Annotated in this window: 19 protein-coding genes, 1 pseudogene and 1 riboswitch; of the genes and pseudogenes, 1 reads left to right on the top strand and 19 read right to left on the bottom strand. The window is 69.6% G+C overall.

Features of this window, described 5'->3' with window-relative positions:
• Nucleotides 1-208: 208 nt before the first annotated feature.
• The 4 genes from OG718_RS12505 to OG718_RS12520 all read right to left on the bottom strand — a co-directional run bounded on the left by OG718_RS12505 (nucleotide 209) and on the right by OG718_RS12520 (nucleotide 5,523).
• Entirely contained in the window at nucleotides 209-994 is a 786-nt protein-coding gene (locus OG718_RS12505) for an SGNH/GDSL hydrolase family protein (RefSeq protein WP_143634349.1), read from the bottom strand.
• A gap of 146 nt (nucleotides 995-1,140) precedes the next feature.
• Nucleotides 1,141-1,860, bottom strand: a complete 720-nt coding sequence (locus OG718_RS12510) for a DUF6250 domain-containing protein (RefSeq protein ID WP_328844158.1) — start codon at nucleotides 1,858-1,860, stop codon at nucleotides 1,141-1,143.
• Between the two features lie 196 nt (nucleotides 1,861-2,056).
• Complete coding sequence (locus tag OG718_RS12515) at nucleotides 2,057-2,977, bottom strand: LysM peptidoglycan-binding domain-containing M23 family metallopeptidase (RefSeq protein WP_143634345.1); 921 nt, start codon at nucleotides 2,975-2,977, stop codon at nucleotides 2,057-2,059.
• Between the two features lie 2 nt (nucleotides 2,978-2,979).
• Nucleotides 2,980-3,146, bottom strand: a riboswitch (cyclic di-AMP (ydaO/yuaA leader).
• 295 nt (nucleotides 3,147-3,441) lie between these two features.
• Nucleotides 3,442-5,523, bottom strand: a complete 2,082-nt coding sequence (locus OG718_RS12520) for an alpha-galactosidase (RefSeq protein WP_328844159.1) — start codon at nucleotides 5,521-5,523, stop codon at nucleotides 3,442-3,444.
• Between the two features lie 170 nt (nucleotides 5,524-5,693).
• Here OG718_RS12520 and OG718_RS12525 point away from each other — a divergent pair, with 170 nt between their 5' ends.
• Nucleotides 5,694-6,491, top strand: a complete 798-nt coding sequence (locus OG718_RS12525) for a tyrosine-protein phosphatase (RefSeq protein ID WP_143634341.1) — start codon at nucleotides 5,694-5,696, stop codon at nucleotides 6,489-6,491.
• A gap of 50 nt (nucleotides 6,492-6,541) precedes the next feature.
• On the opposite strand, the gene OG718_RS12530 is transcribed toward OG718_RS12525, so the two are convergent.
• From OG718_RS12530 to OG718_RS12595, 15 genes and pseudogenes are all read right to left on the bottom strand, one after another.
• The gene (locus OG718_RS12530; protein ID WP_055616152.1) at nucleotides 6,542-6,667 is read right to left on the bottom strand and encodes a DUF6126 family protein; all 126 of its coding nucleotides are present in this window, start codon (nucleotides 6,665-6,667) and stop codon (nucleotides 6,542-6,544) included.
• The gene (locus tag OG718_RS12535) at nucleotides 6,664-7,296 is read right to left on the bottom strand and encodes a helix-turn-helix domain-containing protein (protein ID WP_328844160.1); all 633 of its coding nucleotides are present in this window, start codon (nucleotides 7,294-7,296) and stop codon (nucleotides 6,664-6,666) included. The genes OG718_RS12530 and OG718_RS12535 overlap by 4 nt, the downstream gene beginning before the upstream one ends.
• Before the next feature lie 141 nt (nucleotides 7,297-7,437).
• Nucleotides 7,438-8,835, bottom strand: coding sequence for an aspartate aminotransferase family protein (locus tag OG718_RS12540; protein WP_328844161.1), 1,398 nt, complete (start codon nucleotides 8,833-8,835; stop codon nucleotides 7,438-7,440).
• Between the two features lie 221 nt (nucleotides 8,836-9,056).
• Nucleotides 9,057-10,934, bottom strand: a pseudogene (dxs, locus tag OG718_RS12545) (1-deoxy-D-xylulose-5-phosphate synthase); the annotation flags it as partial.
• Nucleotides 10,935-10,963: 29 nt separating this feature from the next.
• On the bottom strand, nucleotides 10,964-12,145 hold the full coding sequence (ispG, locus tag OG718_RS12550) for a flavodoxin-dependent (E)-4-hydroxy-3-methylbut-2-enyl-diphosphate synthase (protein ID WP_143634336.1): 1,182 nt from the start codon (nucleotides 12,143-12,145) through the stop codon (nucleotides 10,964-10,966).
• A 4-nt stretch (nucleotides 12,146-12,149) separates the two neighbouring features.
• Nucleotides 12,150-13,172 carry an adenosyl-hopene transferase HpnH gene (gene hpnH / locus OG718_RS12555; RefSeq protein WP_143634335.1) on the bottom strand — a complete coding sequence of 341 codons (1,023 nt, stop codon included), beginning with the start codon at nucleotides 13,170-13,172 and terminating at the stop codon, nucleotides 12,150-12,152.
• A 5-nt stretch (nucleotides 13,173-13,177) separates the two neighbouring features.
• Entirely contained in the window at nucleotides 13,178-13,822 is a 645-nt protein-coding gene (locus tag OG718_RS12560; protein WP_143634333.1) for a phosphorylase family protein, read from the bottom strand.
• Nucleotides 13,822-15,840 carry a squalene--hopene cyclase gene (shc, locus tag OG718_RS12565; RefSeq protein ID WP_328844164.1) on the bottom strand — a complete coding sequence of 673 codons (2,019 nt, stop codon included), beginning with the start codon at nucleotides 15,838-15,840 and terminating at the stop codon, nucleotides 13,822-13,824. Before shc ends, OG718_RS12560 begins: the two co-directional genes overlap by 1 nt.
• A gap of 112 nt (nucleotides 15,841-15,952) precedes the next feature.
• The gene (locus OG718_RS12570; RefSeq protein ID WP_143634329.1) at nucleotides 15,953-17,083 is read right to left on the bottom strand and encodes a polyprenyl synthetase family protein; all 1,131 of its coding nucleotides are present in this window, start codon (nucleotides 17,081-17,083) and stop codon (nucleotides 15,953-15,955) included.
• Nucleotides 17,080-18,504: a hydroxysqualene dehydroxylase HpnE gene (gene hpnE, locus OG718_RS12575; protein WP_328844165.1), complete on the bottom strand. Its 1,425-nt coding sequence runs from the start codon at nucleotides 18,502-18,504 to the stop codon at nucleotides 17,080-17,082. The genes OG718_RS12570 and hpnE overlap by 4 nt, the downstream gene beginning before the upstream one ends.
• On the bottom strand, nucleotides 18,501-18,641 hold the full coding sequence (locus OG718_RS54405; protein ID WP_363190472.1) for a DUF6380 family protein: 141 nt from the start codon (nucleotides 18,639-18,641) through the stop codon (nucleotides 18,501-18,503). Before OG718_RS54405 ends, hpnE begins: the two co-directional genes overlap by 4 nt.
• Nucleotides 18,641-19,561, bottom strand: coding sequence for a presqualene diphosphate synthase HpnD (hpnD, locus tag OG718_RS12580; protein ID WP_143634325.1), 921 nt, complete (start codon nucleotides 19,559-19,561; stop codon nucleotides 18,641-18,643). The genes OG718_RS54405 and hpnD overlap by 1 nt, the downstream gene beginning before the upstream one ends.
• Nucleotides 19,562-19,587: 26 nt before the next feature.
• Entirely contained in the window at nucleotides 19,588-20,490 is a 903-nt protein-coding gene (gene hpnC / locus OG718_RS12585) for a squalene synthase HpnC (protein ID WP_143634323.1), read from the bottom strand.
• A 374-nt stretch (nucleotides 20,491-20,864) separates the two neighbouring features.
• Nucleotides 20,865-21,644, bottom strand: a complete 780-nt coding sequence (locus tag OG718_RS12590; protein ID WP_143634321.1) for an ABC transporter ATP-binding protein — start codon at nucleotides 21,642-21,644, stop codon at nucleotides 20,865-20,867.
• Nucleotides 21,637-22,566, bottom strand: a complete 930-nt coding sequence (locus tag OG718_RS12595; protein WP_143634319.1) for an ABC transporter permease — start codon at nucleotides 22,564-22,566, stop codon at nucleotides 21,637-21,639. Before OG718_RS12595 ends, OG718_RS12590 begins: the two co-directional genes overlap by 8 nt.
• Between the last annotated feature and the right edge of the window lie 5 nt (nucleotides 22,567-22,571).

Here is a 22,571-nt window from a genome sequence, read left to right on the forward strand (position 1 = left end):
ACCGACACACCTGCTGATTCGCGGGTGAGAGACATCCAGGCCTCGTTGACGCCACCACCGAGGGCGGCGGGCCTTCACAACACAACGGGCCAAAGAAGAGCGGGGCCTCCTCGACCTCACCGGCCGAAGAAGCCCCGCCCTTCCGCTGTGGACGTCGGGCCACCGGTCGAGCACTGGCTCTTCCGGAGACCGTCAGGCCCTCGGACCTTCAAGCCACCGGCTCGATCCGCATCTTGATGGCGTCGGGCGACAGGCTCCCCTTCGCCACCACGCGGTCCCCGGAGGACTCCCCACGCAGTCGACGCCCGATCCACGGCACCAGGTACTCGCGCGCCCAGTGGATGTTGTCGCGCCGCATTTCGAGCGTGCCGCGCGGGGGCAGCGGCGGCCACGGCTGGTCGGGGTCCGCGGGCACCTCCAGGCCGAGGACCTGGCCGGCGCGCAGGGCGACCCGCGTGTGTCCCTCGGGCGACAGATGGAGCCGGTCGCCGTCCCAGGCCCGCCGGTCCTGGATGGTCTTGAGGGACCACAGGTCGAGCACGGGACAGCCGTAGCGGTCGGCGATGGACCTGATATGGAGGTTGTACGTGGCGATCTTGCCGCGCATGTGCTTGAGCACGGGTACGCCACGGGTGTCGAAGCCGGTGGTCACGAGGACCGTGCCGACGGCCGACGTGAGGTCCGCGACGGCGCGTTCGAAGCGCTCCGCGACCTCGTCGGGGTCGGTGCCCGGCCGGATGATGTCGTTGCCGCCCGCGCAGAGGGAGACCAGGTCCGGCGCGAGCTCCTTCGCGCGTGTCAACTGGTCCTCGACGATCTGGTCGAGGAGTTTCCCGCGGACGGCGAGGTTGGTGTAGTCGAAGTCGCCCTCGGGCCGGCGGTCCGCGAGAAGCACCGCGAACCGGTCGGCCCACCCGACGAACGCCCCGTCCGGGCCAAGGTCGCCGACGCCCTCGGTGAAGCTGTCCCCCACCGCCACGTACGACCCGATCACTGATCTGTTGTCATTCTTCGAATCGTCTGCCACGTCGGGTCATGATTCACCCTCGGGTGTGAGCTACGCGACCGTAGGAAGGGGTTGACGCGCGGTGAGATAAGCCACTCGTCAAGTGTTGGTCAATCCCGGAATAAGGGGCTCGATCAGGGACGTTGTCGCAGCTCCCGCACCCGGAAGTCCGTGATCCCGAAGTGGCTCCACACGGTCCGGAACGCGAAGTGCCCGCTCGTGTAAGGGTCTTGGTCCACATAGTCGAAGATGAGCCGTCCGTTGTTCCACCACTGGACCGTCGAGCCGTTCGAGACGATCCGGACCCGGTTGGGTTCGTTCGCCGTGAGCAGGGGTTCCGTGTAGTCGAAGACCAGCGGCCGCACGCCCGCCTCACCGACGTAACGGCGCAGCCGGGTCGTGGTGTTGGTGTTGGCGCCGTATCCGGCGTAGTACGTCGTGAGGTGGTCGTACTCGTCGAGGGCTCCGCCGCGGTGCGTGGCGAAGAGGTTCTCCGGGGAGCGGACGTCCGTGGCGTTCCAGAAGTTGTTGAGGTCCGACACCCGGTCGTTGGCACCGCCCGCCGAGACCGGCGTGGCGGTGTACTCCAGGACGTAGGGCCCTTGGAGCTTTCGCTTGAACCACACGGTCGCGCCGCTCGGCACGTCTATCTCCAGGACGCCCCGGGTCGCGGTGACGCTGCCGCCGTCCTGCAGCTCTGTCGCCCACTGGCCGAGGCCGTGGCGGAAGTCATCGCGGGCGACGATGCGCCCCGGACGGAGGCGCACCGCCGCACCCGCGGTCTGCCCGGGGACGAGCGCCGTGAGTGCGGCACCGGCGGCCAGGGCTCCGAACGCTCTGCGTGTGGTCGTCATGAGGATCTCCATGGCGTGAAGGCGCATAGAAAGCGCTTGTGGAGATCACTGTGTCGCGGCTTGCGCGCCCCTGTCGACCCATCTCCCGGCCATGCCACAGAACCGAAACACCGAAGGCCGGACCCCGGGGATCACAGGGTCCGGCCTTCGGAGACGAGCGGAGTGGTACGCCGCGCGGGGCGTGCCTGGCGTCGGGTCAGACGGAAACGCCCTTGCCACGCAGGTACGCCAGCGGGTCCACGTCCGAGCCGTAGTCCGGGGTGGTGCGGATCTCGAAGTGCAGGTGCGGGCCGGTGACGTTGCCCGTCGCGCCGGAGAGGCCGACCTGCTGGCCCTCGGCCACGGCCTGCCCGGCCGAGACGGAGAGGGAGGACAGGTGGGCGTACTGGGCGTAGTGGCCGTCGGCGAGCTGGATGACGACCTGGTTGCCGTACGCGCCGCCCCAGCCGGCCGAGACGACCGTGCCGGCGCCGACGGACTTGAGGGACGTGCCGGTCGGGACCACGAAGTCGACGCCGGTGTGGTAGCCGCTGGACCACATGCTGCCCGACATCTTGTACGGGGTGCCGACGCCCGCGCCCGCGACCGGCAGCGTGAAGCCGGCGGCACCGGCTTCGGACGCCGCCTTGGGAGCGGCGGCGGCCTTCGGGGCCGCGGCCTTCTTCGCGGAGGACTGGGTGGCCTTGGAGGCGCCGGAGTCGGAACTCGAAGTGGCGGCGGCCTTGCCGATCGACAGCTTCAGGCCCGGGTGGATGAGCGCCGGGTCACCACCGATCGCCTTGCGGTTGTCCTCGTACAGCTTCTTCCAGCCACCGCTGACGTCCTGCGTGTCGGCGATCCTCGACAGGGAGTCGCCCGCACGCACGGAATAGGTCTTGGCCGCGGCCTTCTTCGCCTCGGCCTTCTTGTCGGCGGCGGCAGGCGCCGATTCGGCGGCCTTGTTCGCGACATTCGAGACGCTCGCCACGGAATCCGCGGCGGACTGCGGAGTCGCGGCGTGCGCTCCGGTCGCGCCGAGCAGCGGAAGGGCGAGCGCCGCGCCGCCGGTTCCTGCGACGGCCATGGAGCGGGTGAAACGCTGGGACTTGGGACGGCGGTGCTTACCCTTCGCGGGCATGGCGAATTCCTCTCCGGCGCCTGCGAGGTGAGCTGTCGGGTGCGAGCTGGAGATGCCCGGCCGTGTTTGCGCACGACTTAACCCCTAGCCGTTCCGGAGACCGGAACAGGCGTTGTACCTGTGGGTCCCCCGCTCCTGCCGTGTACGGGTGGGTGAGCGGATTCCGGGCGGCGGCAGGATTGGGCGTCCGTCCGGATTGGTGGCGAACGTAAGCGACATGAAGACGCAGGAACAACCTTTGGGGTTTCCTGTGTGCCCCGTTCTCTTGATCCCTGACCGAAATGACGGTCACGCTGCGTAAATCAGGGATCTCCCCCGTTTGTTAAATCCCTGAAAACGCGGCTGAATTACGTGAACATGGCGACAGCGGACCGTCACGAATATGACGCTGCTCACGGAGGGCCGTTCCAGGAGCCTTTATTCCAGAGCGAGTTGGAACCAATGCTCCATTACGGACACAACAGTCACATGCGACGCAGTCGGAAAACTGCCGCATCAAGGTCACCTTGCAGTCCCGTCCGCAACCCGTGATGCAACAGCACCGCACCTCGGTGGACTTCGCCCGTTTCGAGGCATTCGTACGCCGCTGCCGGGTCGAGTCCGCGCAGCCGCACCGGCGCGACCGGCTCGCCGTAGTGCTGGGCCTGGAGCCAGGCGAGGACGACGACCTCGCCGTCACGCGTGTACTGCACGGCACTCAGGCCGCCCTCCGGAGCCCGCAGCCGATGGAGGTCCCCGCCCTGCACGACGGGCCGGATCTCCTTGTAGAGCTCCACCCACGTCCGCGCCTCGGCCAGTTCCTCGTCGCTCCACCGGGTCAGGTCGCCGCCGACACCGAGCACTCCGGCCATCGCGCTCACGAAGCGGAACCGCAGCGAACTGACGCGGCCGTTGAGCTGGACGTTCGGACTGTCGGTGACCCAGGCGGCCATGGTCCGCGCGGGATGCACCTGGCTGAAGCCGTGCTGGATGGCGAGCCGGTCGAGCGGGTCGGTGTTGTCCGAGGTCCACACCTGGTCCGTACGCGCCATGATCCCGAGGTCGATACGGCCGCCGCCGCCCGAGCAGGACTCGAAGGCGACACCCGGGTGGGCCGCCCGCAGCCGGTCCAGGAGCCGGTACAGGGCGTGCACGTGGTCCACCCAGAGCCGCTGCGGATAGGCCTCGCCGGGCCACCCCGCGTCGGTGAAGCAGCGGTTGAAGTCCCACTTCACATAGTCGATCGGCGCGCTGGAGAGCAGCGTGTCGAGCTGCTCCCACAGGTACTCCTGGACGTCTTCGCGGGCAAGGTTCAGAACGAGCTGATTGCGCAGCTCCGTCCTCTTTCGTCCCGGTTGGAACTGCACCCAGTCGGGGTGCGCGCGGTACAGCTCGCTGTCCGGGTTGACCATCTCGGGCTCGACCCAGATGCCGAACTGCATCCCGAGCGCGTGCACCTCGTCGGCGAGGGGCTTGAGGCCTGCCGGGAAGCGGTCGGGGTTGGGTGTCCAGTCGCCGAGCCCGGCCCGGTCGCTGGTGCGCGCCCCGAACCAGCCGTCGTCGACCACGAACAGCTCGACCCCCATCGCGGCGGCCCGCCGTGCCAGCGCCCCCTGCTGCTCCTCGGAGATGTCGAACTCCGTGGCCTCCCATGAGTTGTAGAGCACCGGCCGGTGCTCGTCCGCGTCCGGGATCACATACGCGTGCTGGTAGGCGTGCCAGGCGCGGCTCGCGCCGCCGAATCCGCCGTCGCTCCACAGTCCCGCGAAGACGGGTGTGACGAAGCTCTCCCCCGGCTCCAGCCGCAGCAGCCCCGAGTCGTCGTACCCGACCCCGCCGGTGATCTGCACGCGCGCGTCCGGGAGTTGGGCCACGGCGATCCGCCAGGTGCCCGACCAGGCGAGGGCGCATCCGTAGACCTCGCCCCGCTCCTCGGTGGCCGCGCCTTCGGCGTCCAGGGCGACCCAGGGCAGGTGCTGGTGCGAGGTGTGCCCGCGCCGGCTGCCGATGACCTTCTCACCGTAGGTGAGTTCGGAGCGTACGAGCCGGGACTCGGCCGCCCACCGCCCGTGCAGCTGGGACAGCCGCCAGCCGTCGCGGTGCGGCAGCGTCCAGGCCGCGGAGTCGGCGCGCAGCACCTCCAGGGCGGGCCCTTCGTTGGCGAGGGTCACCCACCGCTCGACGACGTCGGTGCCGGCCCGCATCCGGTAGTGCAGCGTGATCCCGAGCCCGGAGTCGGAGAACCGCAGCCGCAGCTCGTCGCCGTCCGCCTCGTACGTCTCGAAGCGCCACTCGGTGCCGCGCCGTTCCTCCGTCCGAACGGACAGGGCGGGCCGTACGAACCGGGGGCCGCCCTCCACCGGGTACTCCTCGTGCCCGTCGAGGGTGGCCTCGAAGGCCCAGTACTCCGGTCCCGGGCCGGCGGCGAGCGCCTCGGCGTCGGCGAGCGCGATACGCGGACCCCAGTGCAGATGCAGCAGCGCGTCATCCTCGCCGAGCCGCAGGGCATAACTGCTCGCCGGGCCCGAAAGAAGCCACGTACGACCGTCTTCGCCGATCTCCAACATCAAACCCTCACAGATCCGAACAGGCACGCTCAATCATCAACATCATTATGGGCCGCGTGCCTCCCCGGCAACGCCTGTGGACAACTCATTGGCCTACGAATCGATGTCGTATCGTCGAGAAACGCACTTCGCCGACGAGCCGCGTCGGCAGCCGAATGGGAGGAGCCCCCGTGACGCAGCAGGTCCCGTCGACCGAGCCCGAGCTGGCCGGAGTGCGCAACTTCCGTGATGTGGGCGGCCTGCCGACGGTGGACGGCCGGCGGGTGGCTTACGGACGGCTGTTCCGCAGCGGCCATCTCGCGCACGCGACCGAGTCGGACGCGGCGTTCCTCGCGTCCCTGGGCCTGCACACGATCTTCGACTTCCGCAATGCCGCCGACCAGAAGCTCGAGGGGCAGGACGTCGAGCTGCCCGGCGTGCGGAACGTGAATCTCCCTCTGACCGACCCGGCGCACGGCGCCGAGTTCTGGACGATGGTCCGTGACGGCGACCTGGACCAGTTGCGCTCGATCCTCGGGGACGGCAAAGCGGCGGACCGGATGATCGGTTCCTACCGCTCGATAATCAAGGAGCGCACGGCCGAGCACCGCCAGGTGCTGCACTCGATGGCCGAGGACAGCGTCCCCGCTCTGATGCACTGCGCGGCGGGCAAGGACCGCGCCGGCATCTCCATCGCCATCACCCTGCTCGCCCTGGGTGTCGAGCGCGAGGCCATCGTCACGGACTACCTGGAGTCGAACGCGACGCACCGCCGCTACAAGGTGCACCGCAGCAAGTCCTCCGCCTCGGCGTACTCACCCGAGGTGATGGAGCTGCTCAGCCCTCTTTTCGACGCGCGCGCCGAGTATCTGGAGGCGGCGTTCGAGACGATCGAGGAGAAGTGGGGCGGGGTGGACGCGTATCTGGAGCAGGGCCTGGGCGTGACTCCCGAGGTCCGGGAGCGTCTGCGGGAGCGGTTCCTCGACTGACGGTCTCCCGCCGACCGGGCCCGGTCTCCCGCCTTCGGAGTCCGCCACTGCTACTGCCCCTGGGCCCCGAGCGAGAACAGCAGGTAGATGAAGGCGGCGAAGATGTGCCCGACCGCGACGTAGATGATGAGCCGCACCCACAGAGCGCGCGGGAACTTCTCCTCCATGTCCTTCATGACGTCTCTCCAGGGGTCGTGGGCCCGAGGCACAGGGTGGCCGTGGGGCTCTGCAGCAGCGTGTGTACGAAGAGGAGCTCGGCCCCGTCCCGGTCCGCGGCGGCGATCCGGTGCGGGGTCAGCGAGTCGAAGTGCGCGCTGTCACCGGGCTCGAGGACATGCGCGGTGTCCCCGAGACGCAGCCGCAGCCGTCCTTCGAGGACGTACAGCCACTCCTCTCCGGGGTGGACCCGCACGATGTCGCCCTGGGCTCCGTACGGGACGTGCACACGCAGGGACTGCATGCCGCGTCCGGCCGCACCGGCCTGCCAGTACGTCCAGCCACCGGCCTGGGTGGGCTCCATGTCGGCGGCGCGCACGACGGCGTCCCGCTCGGCGACCGTCTCGCCGAGCAGCTCGGAGACGGTCGTGCCGTAGATGCGGGCCAGCGCGAGCAGCATCGGCAGCGAGGGCTGGCGCTGTCCGGTCTCCAGACGGGACAGATGCGCGGGCGAGAGCCCGGCGGCGCGGGCCGCGGACTCCAGGGTGAGGGAGGCACGGCGCCGCAGCGCACGCAGCTGAGGTGCGACCGCGGGCAGCTCGTCGGCCGCCCCCGGCTCGGAAGGGCTCGTACCCTTGACAGGGTTCATGTCCTCCATTGAGCCGGAGGCTTACCTCTGAGGCAAATTTCTTACCTCTGAGGCAAAAACGAGTCAGGTTCGCGGCGCCGAGACCGGTCCGCGGCCACGAGGCCGGTCAGCTGCTACGAGGCCGGTCAGCTGCAGAGGAACCTAGCGGTTGGCGACCGCCTGCTTCACCAGCGTCTTCCCGAAGTCCCACATCAGCCCGCCCCCGCTGTGCGCGTCGTCCATGACGGCGGTGAAGGCCTCCACGAACCGGTCGACGTCCCGCTCCCCGACGACCAGCGGCGGAATCAGCTTGATCACCTCCAGATGATCACCGGAGACCTGGGTGAGGATCCGGTGCCGCTGCAGCAGCGGCACGACCACCATCTGGGCGAACAGCCCCTTCCGCGCGGCCTGCAGCATCGTCCAACGGCTGCGCAGCTTCAGCGACTTGGGCCGCCCGAACTCGATGCCGATCATCAGCCCACGGCCGCGCACATCGCTCAGCAGCTCGTACTTGTCGACGAGCGCCGCGAGCCGGGACTTCAGCTGCTCCCCCGTGGCCCGGGCGTTGGCGACGATCTGCTCGTTCTCCATGACCGAAAGCACGGCGAGGCCCGCCGCCATGGCCTGCGCGTTGGCCCCGAAGCTCGCGGAGTGCACGAGGACGCGGTCCATGGTCGAGTAGACCTTCTTGAAGATCCAGTCCTTGCCGAGGGTGGCCCCGACGGGCACGTACCCGCCGGACAGCGCCTTGGCCACGCACACCAGGTCCGGTTCGACACCCTCCTCGTGCTGGTAGGCGTAGAAGTCCCCGGTCCGCCCGAGCCCCGTCTGCACCTCGTCGGCGATGAGCAGCGCCTTGCGCCTGCGCAGCAACTCCTGTGCGCCACGCAGATATCCGGGCGGCGACTCGTGCACGCCCTTGCCCTGGATCGGCTCGACGATCAGCGCGGCGACGTCGCCCTTCTTCAACTCCCTCGCCAGCGCGTCGAGATCGCCGAGCGGGACCGCCGTGTCGGGCAGCAGCGGGGCGAAGCCGTCCCGGAAACCGTCCTCGCCGTTCACGGACAGGGACCCGGTGGTCAGACCGTGGAAGGCGTGCGTGCAGTACAGGACCCTCGGCTTCCCGGTCGCGTACCGGGCGAACTTCAGCGCCGTCTCGACGGCCTCGGTACCGCTGTTGCCGAAGAACACCCGGTCCAGGTGCGGACTGTGCGTGAGCAGCTTCTCCGCCAGCAGCCCGGGCAGGGGCTGGCAGTCGAAGCGGGTGAGGTCGGCGAGCTGGGCGTCGAGGACGTCGTGCAGCGCCTTGCGGACGACGGGGTGATGGCGGCCCAGGCCCATCACCCCGAACCCGGCCAGCATGTCCAGGTACTCGTTGCCGTCCGCGTCCCAGAAGTACGCGCCCTCGGCCCGCTCGTAGACCTTGTCGAAGCCGATGGTGTGCAGCATGCGCGGCAGCTGGTGGTTCAGATGCTTGGCATGCAGCTCGTAGCGCTCGGCTCCACGCTCGGCGAGCAGGCCGGCGAGGTCGAACTCCTGGGGCTTGCTGGTCGTCATTCCTGTTTCTCCTTGGCAGCGTGCTCCTTGCCCGCCGGCTTCTTGGCGGTCTGCTTCTTCGCGACGCGCTGCCTGGCGGGCTGCGCCCTCGAAGCGCTCTGCCCGGCGGGCCGCGCCTTCGAGACGCCCGCCGCGGAGGCCTTCCCCTCGACGGCCTTCCCGTTCACAGCCCGCCCCTGGGGTGCCTTCGCCTCGACCGCGGGTTCGGCGTCCGTGACCGTCGAGCGCGCTTCCCGGGTGGCCAGGCTCGCGCTGATCCGCCCCGCGATCTCGACCGGCGTGAGACCGATGTCGGCGAGCACCTCACCCCGTTTGGCGTGCGCGAGGAACTGCTCGGGGATCCCGAACCGCCGTACGGGCACGTCGACTTCGGCGTCCCCGAGGGCGAGCGCGACCGCCGCGCCCACGCCCGCCGCCCGGCTGTTGTCCTCGACGACGGCGACCAAGCGGTGCTCGGCGGCGAGGCCGGGCAGCGCGGGATCGACGGGCTTGACCCAACGCGGGTCCACGACCGTGCAGTTGAGGCCCCGGGCCTCCAGCAGTTCGGCCGCCTGGAGACAGACCGGCGCCATCACACCGACGGCCACGAGGAGCACTTCGGGCCGCTCGCCGCGATGCAGGACGTCCACGCCGCCCACCCGGTCGACCGCCGGAACGACCGGTCCCACCGACTCCTTGGGGAACCGGATCAGGGTCGGGGCGTCGTCCACCGCGACCGCCTCGCGCAGCTGGGCGCACAGCTGGTCGGCGTCGCGCGGCGCGGCGATCCTGAGCCCCGGCACGACCTGGAGGATGGACATGTCCCACATGCCGTTGTGTGACGCTCCGTCAACTCCCGTGACCCCGGCGCGGTCCAGCACGAAGGTCACTCCGCAGCGATGCAGTGCGACATCCATCAGCAGCTGGTCGAAGGCACGGTTCAGGAAGGTCGCGTACACCGCGACGACCGGATGCAGTCCGCCCGTCGCGAGCCCGGCCGCGGACACCGCCGCGTGCTGCTCGGCGATGCCGACGTCCCACACCCGGTCGGGGAACCTCTCCGCGAACTTCGCGAGTCCCACCGGGTGCAGCATGGCCGCCGTGATCGCCACGACGTCCTCGCGCGCCTCCCCGATCCGTACGATCTCGTCGCCGAACACCGAGGTCCAGGAAGGGCCGTTGGACGGCGCGAGGGGCTCGCAGGTGAGCGGGTCCATCACACCGACCGTATGGAAGTGGTCCTCCTCGTGGGCGATCGCGGGCTCGTAGCCGCGCCCCTTCTCGGTCAGACAGTGGATGAGTACGGGCCCGTGGAAGCGTTTCGCACGCCGCAGCGCCGACTCCACCGCTCCCACGTCGTGCCCGTCGATCGGGCCGACGTACTTCAGCCCCAGGTCCTCGAACATGCCCTGCGGTGCGAACGCGTCCTTGAACCCCTTCTTCGCGCCGTGCAGCGACTCGTAGAGGGTGCCGCCGATGACGGGCGTGCGCAGCAGTACGTCCTTGCCCCAGGCCAGGACCTTCTCGTAGCTGTCGGTGGTCCGCAGGGTCGCCAGATGGTTCGCGAGGCCGCCGATGGTCGGTGAGTACGAGCGTTCGTTGTCGTTGACGACGATGATCAGCGGGCGATCCTTGGCGGCGGTGATGTTGTTGAGCGCCTCCCACGCCATGCCACCGGTGAGGGCGCCGTCGCCGATGACCGCGACGACGTGCCCCTTCTCCCCCTGCACCTGACGGGCCTTGGCGAGCCCGTCGGCCCAGCCGAGCGCGGTGGACGCGTGGCTGTTCTCGATGATGTCGTGCTCGGACTCCTCGCGCGACGGGTAGCCGGACAGGCCGCCCTTGCCGCGCAGCTTGGAGAAGTCCTGACGTCCCGTCAGCAGCTTGTGTACGTAGCTCTGATGGCCGGTGTCCCACAGAATGCGGTCGACCGGCGACTCGAAGACCCGGTGGAGCGCGATGGACAGTTCCACCACCCCCAGGTTGGGTCCCAGATGACCACCGGTCCTGGCGACCGCGTGCACCAGGAACTCCCGGATCTCGTCGCCCAGTTGACCTATCTCCGCCTCGGACAGCGCCTTCAGGTCGCGTGGTCCCCGGATGCTCTCCAGAATCGTCACGCTCGGCCCCCTCTCGGTCCGTGCTGCAGCTAACTCGCGGTGACGGCGGGTTGCCCCGGCACCGTGACCTCCGGCTCGCCTGACGCGACGCCGTCCGCCTCCATCTGCTCGGCGATCTTCATCGCCTCGTCGATGAGGGTCTCCACGATCTTCGACTCGGGCACGGTCCTGATGACCTCGCCCTTGACGAAGATCTGGCCCTTGCCATTGCCGGAGGCGACCCCCAGGTCCGCCTCCCTGGCCTCTCCCGGTCCGTTGACGACGCAGCCCATGACCGCGACGCGCAGCGGCACTTCCATGCCCTCCAGGCCGGCCGTGACCTCGTCGGCCAGCTTGTAGACGTCGACCTGGGCCCGCCCGCAGGAGGGACAGGACACGATCTCCAGCCGCCGCTGCCTGAGATTCAGCGACTCGAGGATCTGGATGCCGACCTTGCACTCCTCGGCGGGCGGCGCGCTCAGGGAGACCCGGATGGTGTCCCCGATGCCCTCGGCGAGCAGTGCCCCGAAGGCCACCGCGGACTTGATGGTCCCCTGGAAGGCAGGTCCCGCCTCGGTCACGCCGAGGTGCAGCGGGTAGTCGCACTGGGCCGCCAGTTGCCGGTAGGCGTTGACCATCACGACCGGGTCGTTGTGCTTGACCGAGATCTTGATGTCCCGGAACCCGTGCTCCTCGAAGAGCGACGCCTCCCACAGCGCCGACTCCACGAGTGCCTCGGGCGTCGCCTTGCCGTACTTCTGGAGCAGCCGCCGGTCCAGCGAACCGGCGTTGACCCCGATCCGGATCGGCGTGCCGTGGTCCTTCGCGGCGCGCGCGATCTCCTTCACCTTGTCGTCGAACTGCTTGATGTTGCCCGGGTTCACGCGGACCGCCGCGCAGCCCGCCTCGATCGCGGCGAACACGTACTTCGGCTGGAAGTGGATGTCCGCGATCACCGGGATCTGGGACTTGCGCGCGATGGTGGCCAGCGCGTCCGCGTCGTCCTGTGTGGGACAGGCGACGCGGACGATCTGGCAGCCGGACGCGGTGAGTTCGGCGATCTGCTGCAGAGTGGCGCCGATGTCCGACGTACGCGTCGTCGTCATCGACTGGACGGACACGGGTGCCCCGCCCCCGACCGCCACCGGTCCGACCTGGATCTGCCGCGACAGGCGGCGCTCAGCGATCGGCCGGACCGGCACCTCGGGGAGGCCCAAGGAGATGGCGGTCATGACGTCACCCGCGGTTTCCGGAGACGGTGTCGCGGGCGGCCCGCAGGGACTCCTTGAGGGAGCCCATGGTGGCCAGGACCGCGGTCGGCTCGTAGCCGCAGTGCGCCATGCAGTTGGCGCAGCGCGGGTCCTTGCCGCGGCCGTAGGAGTCCCAGTCGGTGTCCTCGATGAGTTCCCGGTACGTCGTGACATACCCGTCGCTCATCAGGTAGCAGGGCTTCTGCCAGCCGAAGAGCGAGTAGTTGGGGATCGCCCACGCCGTGCACGGGAAGTCGACCTTGCCCTCCAGGAAGTCCAGGAAGAGCGGGGAGTGGTTGAGCCGCCACTTCTTGCGGTTGCCCCCCGCGAAGGCCTTCTTGAACAGTTCGCGGGTCTGCTCCACGCCCAGGAAGTGCTCCTGGTCGGGCGCCTTCTCGTAGGCGTACGCGGGCGAGATCATCATCTCGTCCACCTTGAGGTCGTCATTGAGGAAGTTGAGAACCTCGATGATCGTCTGCGGGGTGTCGGTGTTGAAGAAGGTCGAGTTGGTGGTGACCCTGAAGCCCCGCTTCTTGGCCTCCTTGATGGCCTCCACGGCCTCGTCGAACACACCCTCCTTGGCCACGGACTCGTCGTGCCGCTCGCGCAGGCCGTCGATGTGCACGGCGAACGCGAAGTACGGCGAGGGCGTGAACTTGTCCATCTTCTTGCGCATCAGCATGGCGTTGGTGCACAGGAAGACGTACTTCTTCCTGGCCACCAGCTGCCGCACGATCTCGTCGATCTTCGGGTGCATCAGGGGCTCGCCACCGGCGATGGACACCATCGGCGCCCCGGACTCCAGCACCGCCCCGACGGCCTGGGCCACCGGCATGCGCTGCTTGAGCACTCCGGCCGGGTGCTGGATCTTGCCGCAGCCCTCGCATGCCAGATTGCAGGCGTAGAGCGGTTCAAGCTCGACGATCAGCGGAAACTTCTCCCGCTTGCGCAGTTTCTGTTCAAAGAGATACGTCGCGACCTTGATGGTCTGGCGGAGCGGCATGGCCATCTGGCTCACCTCCTGGGGAGCAGCAAAGAACGGTGCCATTCGAAGAAAGCTGGAAGAACGGCACGAAGAACGCGGAAGGCTGATATTCCACCGCGCACCGTGCCGATCCGGACGAGTTCATGTTCTGGAGCGTCCACGACCACCCGGACGGCCGCAACCGGGCGCATGCCCGCGCGGACGGCGCTGTGGAGCGTGGCCGCCGACTCCATGTCGACCGCGATCGCGCCGGTCGCGAGCAGTTCCGACCGTTCCTGACCGCGGACGACGTGATCGGAGCCGGTGAGCGGCCCCGTGTGGACGGTGCGCCCGGGCAGGGCGCGTGCCAGTTCCTTGACGAGCAGATCGGTGCCCACGCAGGGCGTCGTGCCGCGCGGGTCCCGGGTCTCGTCGGCGACGACCAGGTCCCCCGGGTGCATGCCGGGGGCGAGCCCGGCGCAGAAGCCCGTGGCGAGGACGGCCGCCCCGCTCAGCGCCGGGCGGGCCAGGGCCCGGGTGACCGCCCGTTCGGCGGCACCCGGCCCCATGCCCGTACGCAGCACGGTGACCGGGCCGTCGGCACTGCCCCGATCACCGCCGGTGCGCAGGGCCAGCTGCTCGATGCCGAGCGCGCAGGCGATCAGCAGCGGGGCGGCGCCCGGTGTCGTGCTCATCAGCTCGCCCTGCCGAAGGAGCCCTGCCGGTCGGCGAACGCTTCGCCGTTGACGTACCGGCCGAGCGCGGTGAGCGGGAAGACCTGCCGGTAGAGGTGGTAGTTGATCGAGAAGTCCCACGGGAACCCCGTACCGGTGAAGTACGGCTCGTCCCAGGAGCCGTCCGCCAGCTGGGTCTCCGCGAGCCACGCGACACCGCGCTCGGCGGCCTTGGAGTCGCGCTCCCCGGCCGCGAGCAGCGCCAGCAGCGCCCATGCGGTCTGGGAGGCGGTCGAGGCGCCGCGCCCGCTCCACTCGGCGACGTCGTGGTAGGAGCGCAGGTCCTCGCCCCAGCCGCCGTCGTCGTTCTGTACGGTCTCCAGCCACGCCACGGCCCGGCGGATCGCGGGATGCGATCCGGGCAGTCCGGCGGCGACCAGCGCGGGCACCACCGACCCGGTTCCGTATACGTAGTTGACGCCCCAGCGGCCGAACCAGGAGCCGTTCGCCTCCTGTTCGGCGAGCAGCCACTCGATGCCGCGGCGGGTGCGCGGGTCGTGGGAGAGTCCCTCGACCGCGAGCATCTCCACGACGTGCGCGGTGACGTCGGCGGACGGCGGGTCGATGACCTCGCCGAAGTCGCAGAACGGCAGCCGGTTGGGGAAGGGGCTGGTGTTGTCGACGTCGAAGGCGCCCCACGCGCCGTTCCTCGACTGCATGCCGAGGTTCCAGCGCACCCCGCGTCCGATGGCCCTGTCGACGCGCTCCGGGTCGTGGTGCTTGACGCGGCGCAGCGCGAGGACGACCTCCGCGGTGTCGTCGATGTCGGGGTAGTTGTCGTTGTGGAACTCGAACGCCCAGCCGCCCGGTGGCAGATGGGGCCGCTTGACCGCCCAGTCCCCCGGGCGGACGATCTCCTCTCCGAGCATCCAGTCCGCGGCCTTCACCAGCTGCGGATGGTCGGCGGGCACGCCCGCGTCGGCGAGCGCGATGGTCGCGAGGCAGGTGTCCCACACCGGCGACTGGCACGCCTCGATCATCCGGGCCCCGTCCTCGCGCCAGACGGTGAACCGGTCGAGGGATGCCAACCCCTCGCGCATCACCGGGTGTTCGAGGTCGTAGCCCAGCAGGTGCAGCGCGATGATCGAGTACACGGCGGGCGGCTGGATGCCTCCCCAGCAGCCGTCGTTCTCCTGCCGCTCGATGATCCAGCGGGCGGCGGTGTTCATCGCGGCCCTGCGGAGTCGGCGCGGCGCGACCTTGCGGTAGGTGTGCAGGGCCTTGTCGAGCCGCTGGAAGACCCCGTCCCAACTCCCCACGGGGGCAAGGGGCTTGACCGGGTTCGGATTGCCCGCGTCGGTGTGCAGCTCGTCGAGCGGGAACGGCGCGGGCCGTACCGGACGCTTCGCCGAGACGACGGTGAGCGGCACGATGGTCTGCCGCGCCCAGCAGCCGAAGTCGTAGATGTTGAGCGGCACCCACTTGGGGAAGTAGATGAGTTCCGGCGGGAGTTCGGGCAGGTCGTCCCACTTCCACCAGCCGAACAGGGCGAGCCAGATCCGGGTGAACACCCGGGCCGAGGCGATGCCGCCCCGCTCACGGATCCACGCGGACGCCCTCGCCATGTGCGGCTCGTCGGGCGCGTCACCGGCCAGCCGCAGCGCGACGTACGCCTCGATGGTGGTGGAGAGTTCGCCCGGTCCGCCGTAGAAACTGGCCCAGGTGCCGTCCTCGCGCTGCTCGCCGCGGATGAAGAGGCCGGCGGCACGGGTGGTCGCCTCGTCGCGGATGCCCAGGAACTGGCGCAGCAGCAGGTCTTCGGCGTCCATCGTGACGTTGGTCTCGAGGTCGCCCTTCCACCAGCCCTGGGCGTCCTGCGTGGAGAGCAGGAAGTCGGTGGCGCGCAGTATCGCGTGCCGGGCGGCATCTCGGGTGTCGACTGTCCCGGCCGCCTCGGGAGTCGTGACTTCTGTGGTTTCGCTGGCCGCGGCTGCCCGGGGCGGCAGGGCCCCGGTGCTTCCGTCGGTCGTCGCTGTCATGGCTTCCCCTTCGTGCAGTGGCATGTCTCTGCTGTGGGTCCGCCGTCGGCCGGTGCTCGTTCTCCCGCGGCACCGGCCGGCGACTACGCGAGGCTTATTCGACCGATAGTGATCATCTCTTTCGTACGACGACGAAGTCGGCGAGCTCCACGAACTGGGCCCGTACGTGGTCAGGCATGAGGATCGTGTCGAGCGCCTCGATGGCGATGGTGTGCTGGCGGCGCGCCTCCTGGGCGGTCCACTCGCGGCCGCCCGCCTCCTCGATGAGCGCGGCGCGCACGGCGAACTCCTCCTCGGAGAAGTTCTCGAAGTCGCTGCTCTTGGCGTCCTCGGCGAGCAGTTCGCCGAGGCGCTCGGAGGCCGGGCCGCCCGCCGCGAGGGCGGCCACGACCGGCAGGGACTTCTTGCGCTGGCGCAGGTCGCTCCAGGTCTGCTTGCCGGTGGCCACCGGGTCGCCCCAGATGCCGAGCAGGTCGTCGACGGCCTGGAAGGCGAGGCCGAGGTGGTAGCCGTACTTCTCCAGAGTGTCGGCGGTGACGTCGTCGGCGCCGCCGAGGACCGCGCCGATGGAGCAGGCGCAGGCGAGCAGGGCGCCCGTCTTGTTGCCCTCCATCTCCAGGCACTCCTCGACGCTGACCCGGTCGCGGTGCTCGTAGGAGATGTCCTGCGCCTGGCCGTCGATCAGGGCACGGGTGGCGGTGGTCAGGCGACGCGTGGCACGGCCCGCCTCGACCGTGCCGAGCTCCAGGAGCAGCTCGTTGGCCAGCGCGAACAGGGCGTCGCCGACGAGGATGGCCTGGGCGGGGCCGTGCACCTTCCAGACGGTGTCACGGTGGCGGCGCTGCTCGTCGCCGTCCATCAGGTCGTCGTGCAGGAGCGAGAAGTTGTGCACCAGTTCAACGGCGACCGCACCCGGCACGCCCACCTCGGGGGCCGCACCGGCGGCCTCGGCGGACATGACGGCGAGGGCGGGACGTACGGCCTTGCCGCCGTCCCCCTCCGCGGGGTTGCCCTCGGCGTCGATCCAGCCGAAGTGGTAGGCGGCGACAGTGTCCATCGGAGGGGCGAGGCGGTTGATGGCCGCCCTCAGTACCGGAGTGGCCAGGGTCCGGCCGCGCTCCAGGAGCGCGGTCACGTCCACCGCGTCGGCAGCCGTCGATGCCGGGGGCACAGTGGGCACAGTCTCTCCTCTTGTGGTGATACGGGGGGTGCGGGGGCCCGCCGCGCTCAGTCCGAGCGTCACGCCGCCTCCTCGAAGAGCTCGAAGAGGTGATCGCGGGGCCGGCCCAGGGCGCTCAGCGCGGCGTCCGCCGCACTCACGCCACTGCGGACCGCACTCTCCATGGTCGCGGGCCACCCTGTGGCGGTCCACGCGCCGGCCAGGTAGAGGCCGGGTGCCTTGGTGCGGGCGCCGGGCCGCAGCCGTCCGACGCCGGGGGTCGGAGCGAACGTCGCCGTACGCTCCCTGGTCACGAAGAAGTCCCGGACCTCGGCGCCGCGGGTGCCGGGCAGCAGCCGCTCCAGCTCCGGCAGATACCGCTCACGCAGTGCCGAGACGGGTTCGTCGATCTCGTCCTGCGCGGCCGACTGCGACAGCGCGAGGTACTGACCGTCCGAGAGCCCGGACGCCTCGGTCCGGTCGAAGACCCACTGCACCGGCGAGCCGAGCGCGGCGAAGAACGGCCGGCTGAGCACCTTGCGGTCGTACACGACGTGGATGTTGAGGATCGGCGCCGTACCGATGTCGAGGAGCTGCTCAGGGGCGTCGAGGGCGCTGTCGGGCAGCAGATCGTGGGCCTCGCGCTGCGGTACGGCCAGCACGACCGCGTCGGCGTCGAGCGTCTCGCCGGGAACCTGAACGCTCCAACGCCCGTTCCCGTGTTGGGAGATGGAGGTGACCCGTGTCCGGAGTTCGGTACGGACGCCCGCGGAGTCGAGCGCCTTGCGGGCCAGCCGGTCGTGCAGTTCACCCAGCGGGACGCGTGCCCAGCCGATGTCGGCCGCGCCCGGATCGGACAGCAGACCGGTCTTGAACACCATCGCGGCGAGCCCGAGCGAAGCGTCGCCGGCCACCGCGTTGAGGGTGGCGACCCCCACCAGGTCCCACAGTGCCTCGATGGCACGCTCCGACTGACCGTGCGCGGCCAGCCACGTGCCGAAGTTCTGCGCGTCGAGCGCCGGATCCGCGAGGTCGAGGCCCTTCAGGGCCAGCGCGGCACGTCCTACTCTGGCGCGCTCGGCGAGCGACAGATGGGGATAGGTCGCGAGGCTTTTCGCCAGATGCAGTGGTACGGGCAGCGCCGTGCGGCCGATTCTGCCGAGTCTGCGTCCGGGTTTCGCCTCGGCGTCGAGAACGGGCACGTCGAGACGGTCCTGCAGGGGAGCCAGCTCGGCTCCGTCGACGCGGTCGAGGAACCAGCGGTACGCCGTGCAGCAGCGCAGATACACATGCTGGCCGTTGTCCACGGTGAGGGCGCCGCGCTGGAAGGAGAAGGCCAGCCCGCCGAGGCGCGGCCTGCCTTCCACCAGCGTCACGCGCACCCCGGAGTCGGCGAGCGCGAGCGCGGTGGTGATTCCGGCGAGCCCCCCGCCGACCACCACGGCCGTCGCCGGGCGGCCCTGCGGATCCGCGTCGAGCCCCTCGTCCTGCGTCGTGTCGTTCATCGTGCACCTTCCCCCGAGGCCTGGCCGTGCTGATCGAACAGTGCACGGTCGGCCGTTGAAGTCAGGGACGCGCTCCCCGACCGGAGGGTTGCGCGCCGTTTCCCTGGACTTGCGTCATCTTGGCCCAAAGTGTCCATCAAGCGCGCCTCCTGATGGTTCGGCGCGAGACGTGCCGGGCGTCGAGACCGGAAAGGCCCCGCACGGCGACGTACGCCTTCTCGCGGCCGGGCAGCGAGACGCGGCCGCGCAGGACGGCCTCCGGCTCGCGCTCGATGCGGTCGAGAAGGCGGCGGTAGATGCCTGCCATGGCGGCGACGCAGGCGCCGCTGCGCCGGTCCAGCATGGGCAGCAGCCGGTAACCCTCCGCGAAAAGCGCGCGGGCCCGTCGCACTTCGAAGTGGACGAGGCCCGCGAAGTCGGAGCCGGCCGGTGGATGCGCTCCGTCGAAGCCGGCCGAGCAGCCGAATTTCGCCAGGTCGTCCGCGGGCAGATAGGTCCGCCCGTCCTCGGCGTCCTCGCGAACGTCCCTGAGGATGTTGGTGAGTTGCAGCGCGAGCCCGAGCGTGTCGGCGTACTCGGGCGCCCGCTCGGCGCCGCGCGCCCCCGGTTCCGTACCGAACACACCGAGCGAGAGCCGGCCGATGGCCCCTGCCACGCAGCGGCAGTAGATCTTGAGGTCGTCCCAGGTCTCGTAGGTCTCGCCGCGGACGTCCATGAGGACGCCGTCGATCAGTTCGTCGAGGCCGTCGAGCGGGACCGGGAAGTGGTCGGCCGTGTGGCTGAGGGCGACCGCGACCGGGTCGGTGTCGTCCTCGTCCACGGAGCGGTCGCGGACCCGGGCGAGCAGCGCCCGGGTGTCTTCGAGGCGCGCGGCCTTGACGTCGGGAGCGAGCGTGCCGTCCCCGATGTCGTCGACGCGGCGCGAGAACGCGTACAGCGCCGACATGGCGCGGCGCTTGGGCGTCGGCAGCAGTCTGATGCCGTACGCGAAATTGCGGGCCTGCTGCCCGGTGATCGCCTCGCAGTAGCTGTATGCGGCGAGTACCGGTGCGGACATGTGCGGCGGAGCCTCCACGGTCCGGATCACCCCTCTCCTCGCAGAGTCACTCCCACCTCGCGCAGCAACTGGATCTTGCCGGGCTTGGGCGGGCCGGAAAGTACGTCGTATTCGGCGGCGGCAATCGCACGGATTGCCGCCCTTCCTCCTGCAACGAAGCCCGCGAGCAGCAGCCTCAGCCTGCCGTGGACGCTACCCACGAGGGGGGTGCCTTCATTCAGGAGGTTCCGGGCGCGTTCTGCTTCGTATGCAACCAGTGCGCGCACCGATGCGCCTGCCGTGGCCGCCACGAGATCCGCCTCCTGGACATGAAAGCGCTTCATGTCCTCGGCGGGCAGATAGATACGGTCGCGGCCCAGATCCTCGGCCACGTCCTGGAGATGCTCGACGATCTGCAGCGCCGTGCAGACGGCGTCGGAGCGGCGGACCCGCTCGGGGGTCGAGGTGCCGGTGACCGAGAGGACCAGTCGGCCGACCGGGTTCGCGGACAGTTCGCAGTAGGAGACGAGGTCGTCGTAGGTCTCGTACCGCTTGACGAGCTGGTCCTGGCGGTTCGCCGCGATCAGGCCGAGGAAGGGCTCGGGGGTGAGGCCGGCGCGGCGGACCGTCGGCTGGAGGCGGCGCAGGAGCGGATGGCGCGGGGTCGCGTCGAAGACCCTGCGGAGGTCGGCCTCGAATGCGTCGAGGAGGAGCAGCCGGTCCCCGGCCTCCTCGGGGGACACGCCCAGGAGGCGGGCGTCGGCACCGCCGGGGGCCAGGTCGCCGTCGCCGATGTCGTCGACCAGGCGGGCGAAGCCGTACACGGCCATCAGGTCGGCACGCCAGGCCCTGGGCAGGAAGAACGGTGCCACGGGGAAGTTCTCGTCCGCGGCCTTGTCCAGGGTGCTGCGCTCCGGGTCACCGGCGCGCGCCGTCCCGGCTGGCGTCACCGCTCACTGCCTGGGCCGGGAAGAGCACCCGCACAGACGGCACACGCACAGCTGAGCTGGAGAGTTTCCGAAGCCATCGCCGTCACATCTCCCGTTCTACACTGCCGACCCAATACAGACTATTTCGGACACGCCGCCCGGACGTCCGCGCAGCAGACCCTATGCCGGGTGTCGCGCATTATCGCCCTACTTGCCGCGAATCAGCACCGGTACAGCTTACGTTGTACAACCCGCCATGCCTCGTCGGGGTGTCCTGCACATCACAACAACACACCGATTGGCGTCAAGATTCCTAAGGACGCCCAGAGTTGGCGTTTCCTTTGCAGACGCAGGGCCCCGTCGGAACGTTCCGACGGGGCCCTGAGCGATTCGGGCTACTTGCCCGTGAACTTCTCGTACTCCTTGATGACCTCGTCGGTCGGGCCGTCCAGGCGCAGCTCGCCGCGCTCCAGCCACAGGACGCGGTCGCAGGTGTCACGGATCGACTTGTTGTTGTGGCTGACGAGGAAGACCGTGCCCGCGCTCTTGCGCAGCTCGCGGATGCGGGCCTCGGAGCGCTTCTGGAAGGAGCGGTCGCCGGTCGCCAGGGCCTCGTCGATCATCAGGACGTCGTGGTCCTTGGCCGCCGCGATGGAGAAGCGCAGCCGGGCGGCCATGCCGGAGGAGTAGGTGCGCATGGGCAGGGTGATGAAGTCGCCCTTCTCGTTGATGCCCGAGAAGTCGACGATGTCCTGGTAGCGCTCCCGGACCTGCTCGCGGGACATACCCATGGCGAGCCCGCCGAGGATGACGTTCCGCTCGCCCGTGAGGTCGTTCATCAGGGCCGCGTTGACGCCGAGGAGCGAGGGCTGGCCGTCGGTGTAGACGTGCCCCTTCTCGGCGGGGAGCAGTCCCGCGATGGCCCGCAGCAGGGTGGACTTGCCGGAGCCGTTGGAGCCGATCAGGCCGATGGCCTCGCCCCGGTAGGCCTTGAAGGAGACACCGCGGACGGCGTGCACCTTGCGGACGCCACGGTCCTCGCCGCGCTTGATTATGCGGCTGAGTGCCGCGGTGGCGCTGCCCTTGCCGGTCTTGGCGCCGTTGACCCGGTAGACGATGTGCAACTCGTCCGCGATGACGGTGGGGATCTGGCCCCCGGTGTTTTCCTCAGCCACGGCCGTAGCGCTCCTCAGCCTTCCAGAAGTACACGAATCCGCCGACGGCGACGAGGAGGGCCCAGCCGGCCGAGACCGCCCACACGTGCGGGGGCAGGTTCTCGGAACCGTAGCCGTCGATCAGCGCGAAGCGCATCAGGTCCATGTAGATGGCGGCCGGGTTCCACTGGAGGATGTCGGCGATCCAGGCGGGGTGCTTCTCCAGCATCACGGGGATCGAGAACATCACGCCGGACGCGTACATCCACGTACGCATCACGAACGGCATGAGCTGCGCGAGGTCCGGGGTCTTGGCGCCCATCCGGGCCACGATCATCGCGAGGCCGGTGTTGAAGAGGAACTGCAGGGCGAGCACCGGGAGGATCAGGAGCCAGGACAGGCCCGGGTAGCTGCCGAATCCGACCGCCACGACGAACAGCACGATCATCGAGAAGAGCAGTTGCTGGAGCTGCTGCAGCGAGAACGAGATCGGCAGTGCGGCGCGCGGGAAGTGCAGCGCCCTGACCAGGCCGAGGTTCCCGGAGATCGCGCGGACGCCCGCCATCACCGAGCTCTGGGTGAAGGTGAAGACGAAGACCCCCGTCACCAGGAACGGGATGTAGACCTCCTGGGGCATGCCGCGGTCGGCGCCCAGGATCAAGCCGAAGATCAGGAAGTAGACGAGTGCGTTCAGCAGCGGGGTGGCCACCTGCCAGAGCTGGCCGAGCTTGGCCTGGCTGTACTGGGCGGTCAGCTTCGCCTGCGAGAAGGCGAGGATGAAGTGACGCCGTCCCCAGAGCTGGCGGACGTACTCGACGAGCCCGGGCCGGGCGCCGCTGACGGCGAGCCCGTACTTGGCGGCGAGGTCCGCCGCGGAGAGCCCTTCATCGGGCGACGGAGGGGCGCTCACCGCGACACCGCCGTCATGCGTTGTCTCACTCACAAGTG

It is taken from the genome of Streptomyces sp. NBC_00258 (assembly GCF_036182465.1).
Classification (GTDB): domain Bacteria; phylum Actinomycetota; class Actinomycetes; order Streptomycetales; family Streptomycetaceae; genus Streptomyces.

Excerpts from the sequence above, each read along its gene's own strand:
- OG718_RS54405 (WP_363190472.1), bottom strand. The coding sequence starts at position 18,641 with ATGGACACTTTGGGCCAAGATGACGCAAGTCCAGGGAAACGGCGCGCA.
- OG718_RS12515 (WP_143634345.1), bottom strand. The coding sequence starts at position 2,977 with ATGCCCGCGAAGGGTAAGCACCGCCGTCCCAAGTCCCAGCGTTTCACC.
- hpnE (WP_328844165.1), bottom strand. The coding sequence starts at position 18,504 with ATGAACGACACGACGCAGGACGAGGGGCTCGACGCGGATCCGCAGGGC.
- shc (WP_328844164.1), bottom strand. The coding sequence starts at position 15,840 with ATGACAGCGACGACCGACGGAAGCACCGGGGCCCTGCCGCCCCGGGCA.
- OG718_RS12560 (WP_143634333.1), bottom strand. The coding sequence starts at position 13,822 with ATGAGCACGACACCGGGCGCCGCCCCGCTGCTGATCGCCTGCGCGCTC.
- OG718_RS12510 (WP_328844158.1), bottom strand. The coding sequence starts at position 1,860 with ATGACGACCACACGCAGAGCGTTCGGAGCCCTGGCCGCCGGTGCCGCA.
- hpnD (WP_143634325.1), bottom strand. The coding sequence starts at position 19,561 with ATGTCCGCACCGGTACTCGCCGCATACAGCTACTGCGAGGCGATCACC.
- OG718_RS12530 (WP_055616152.1), bottom strand. The coding sequence starts at position 6,667 with ATGAAGGACATGGAGGAGAAGTTCCCGCGCGCTCTGTGGGTGCGGCTC.
- ispG (WP_143634336.1), bottom strand. The coding sequence starts at position 12,145 with ATGACCGCCATCTCCTTGGGCCTCCCCGAGGTGCCGGTCCGGCCGATC.
- OG718_RS12520 (WP_328844159.1), bottom strand. The coding sequence starts at position 5,523 with ATGTTGGAGATCGGCGAAGACGGTCGTACGTGGCTTCTTTCGGGCCCG.
- hpnH (WP_143634335.1), bottom strand. The coding sequence starts at position 13,172 with ATGGCCATGCCGCTCCGCCAGACCATCAAGGTCGCGACGTATCTCTTT.
- OG718_RS12535 (WP_328844160.1), bottom strand. The coding sequence starts at position 7,296 with ATGAACCCTGTCAAGGGTACGAGCCCTTCCGAGCCGGGGGCGGCCGAC.
- OG718_RS12540 (WP_328844161.1), bottom strand. The coding sequence starts at position 8,835 with ATGACGACCAGCAAGCCCCAGGAGTTCGACCTCGCCGGCCTGCTCGCC.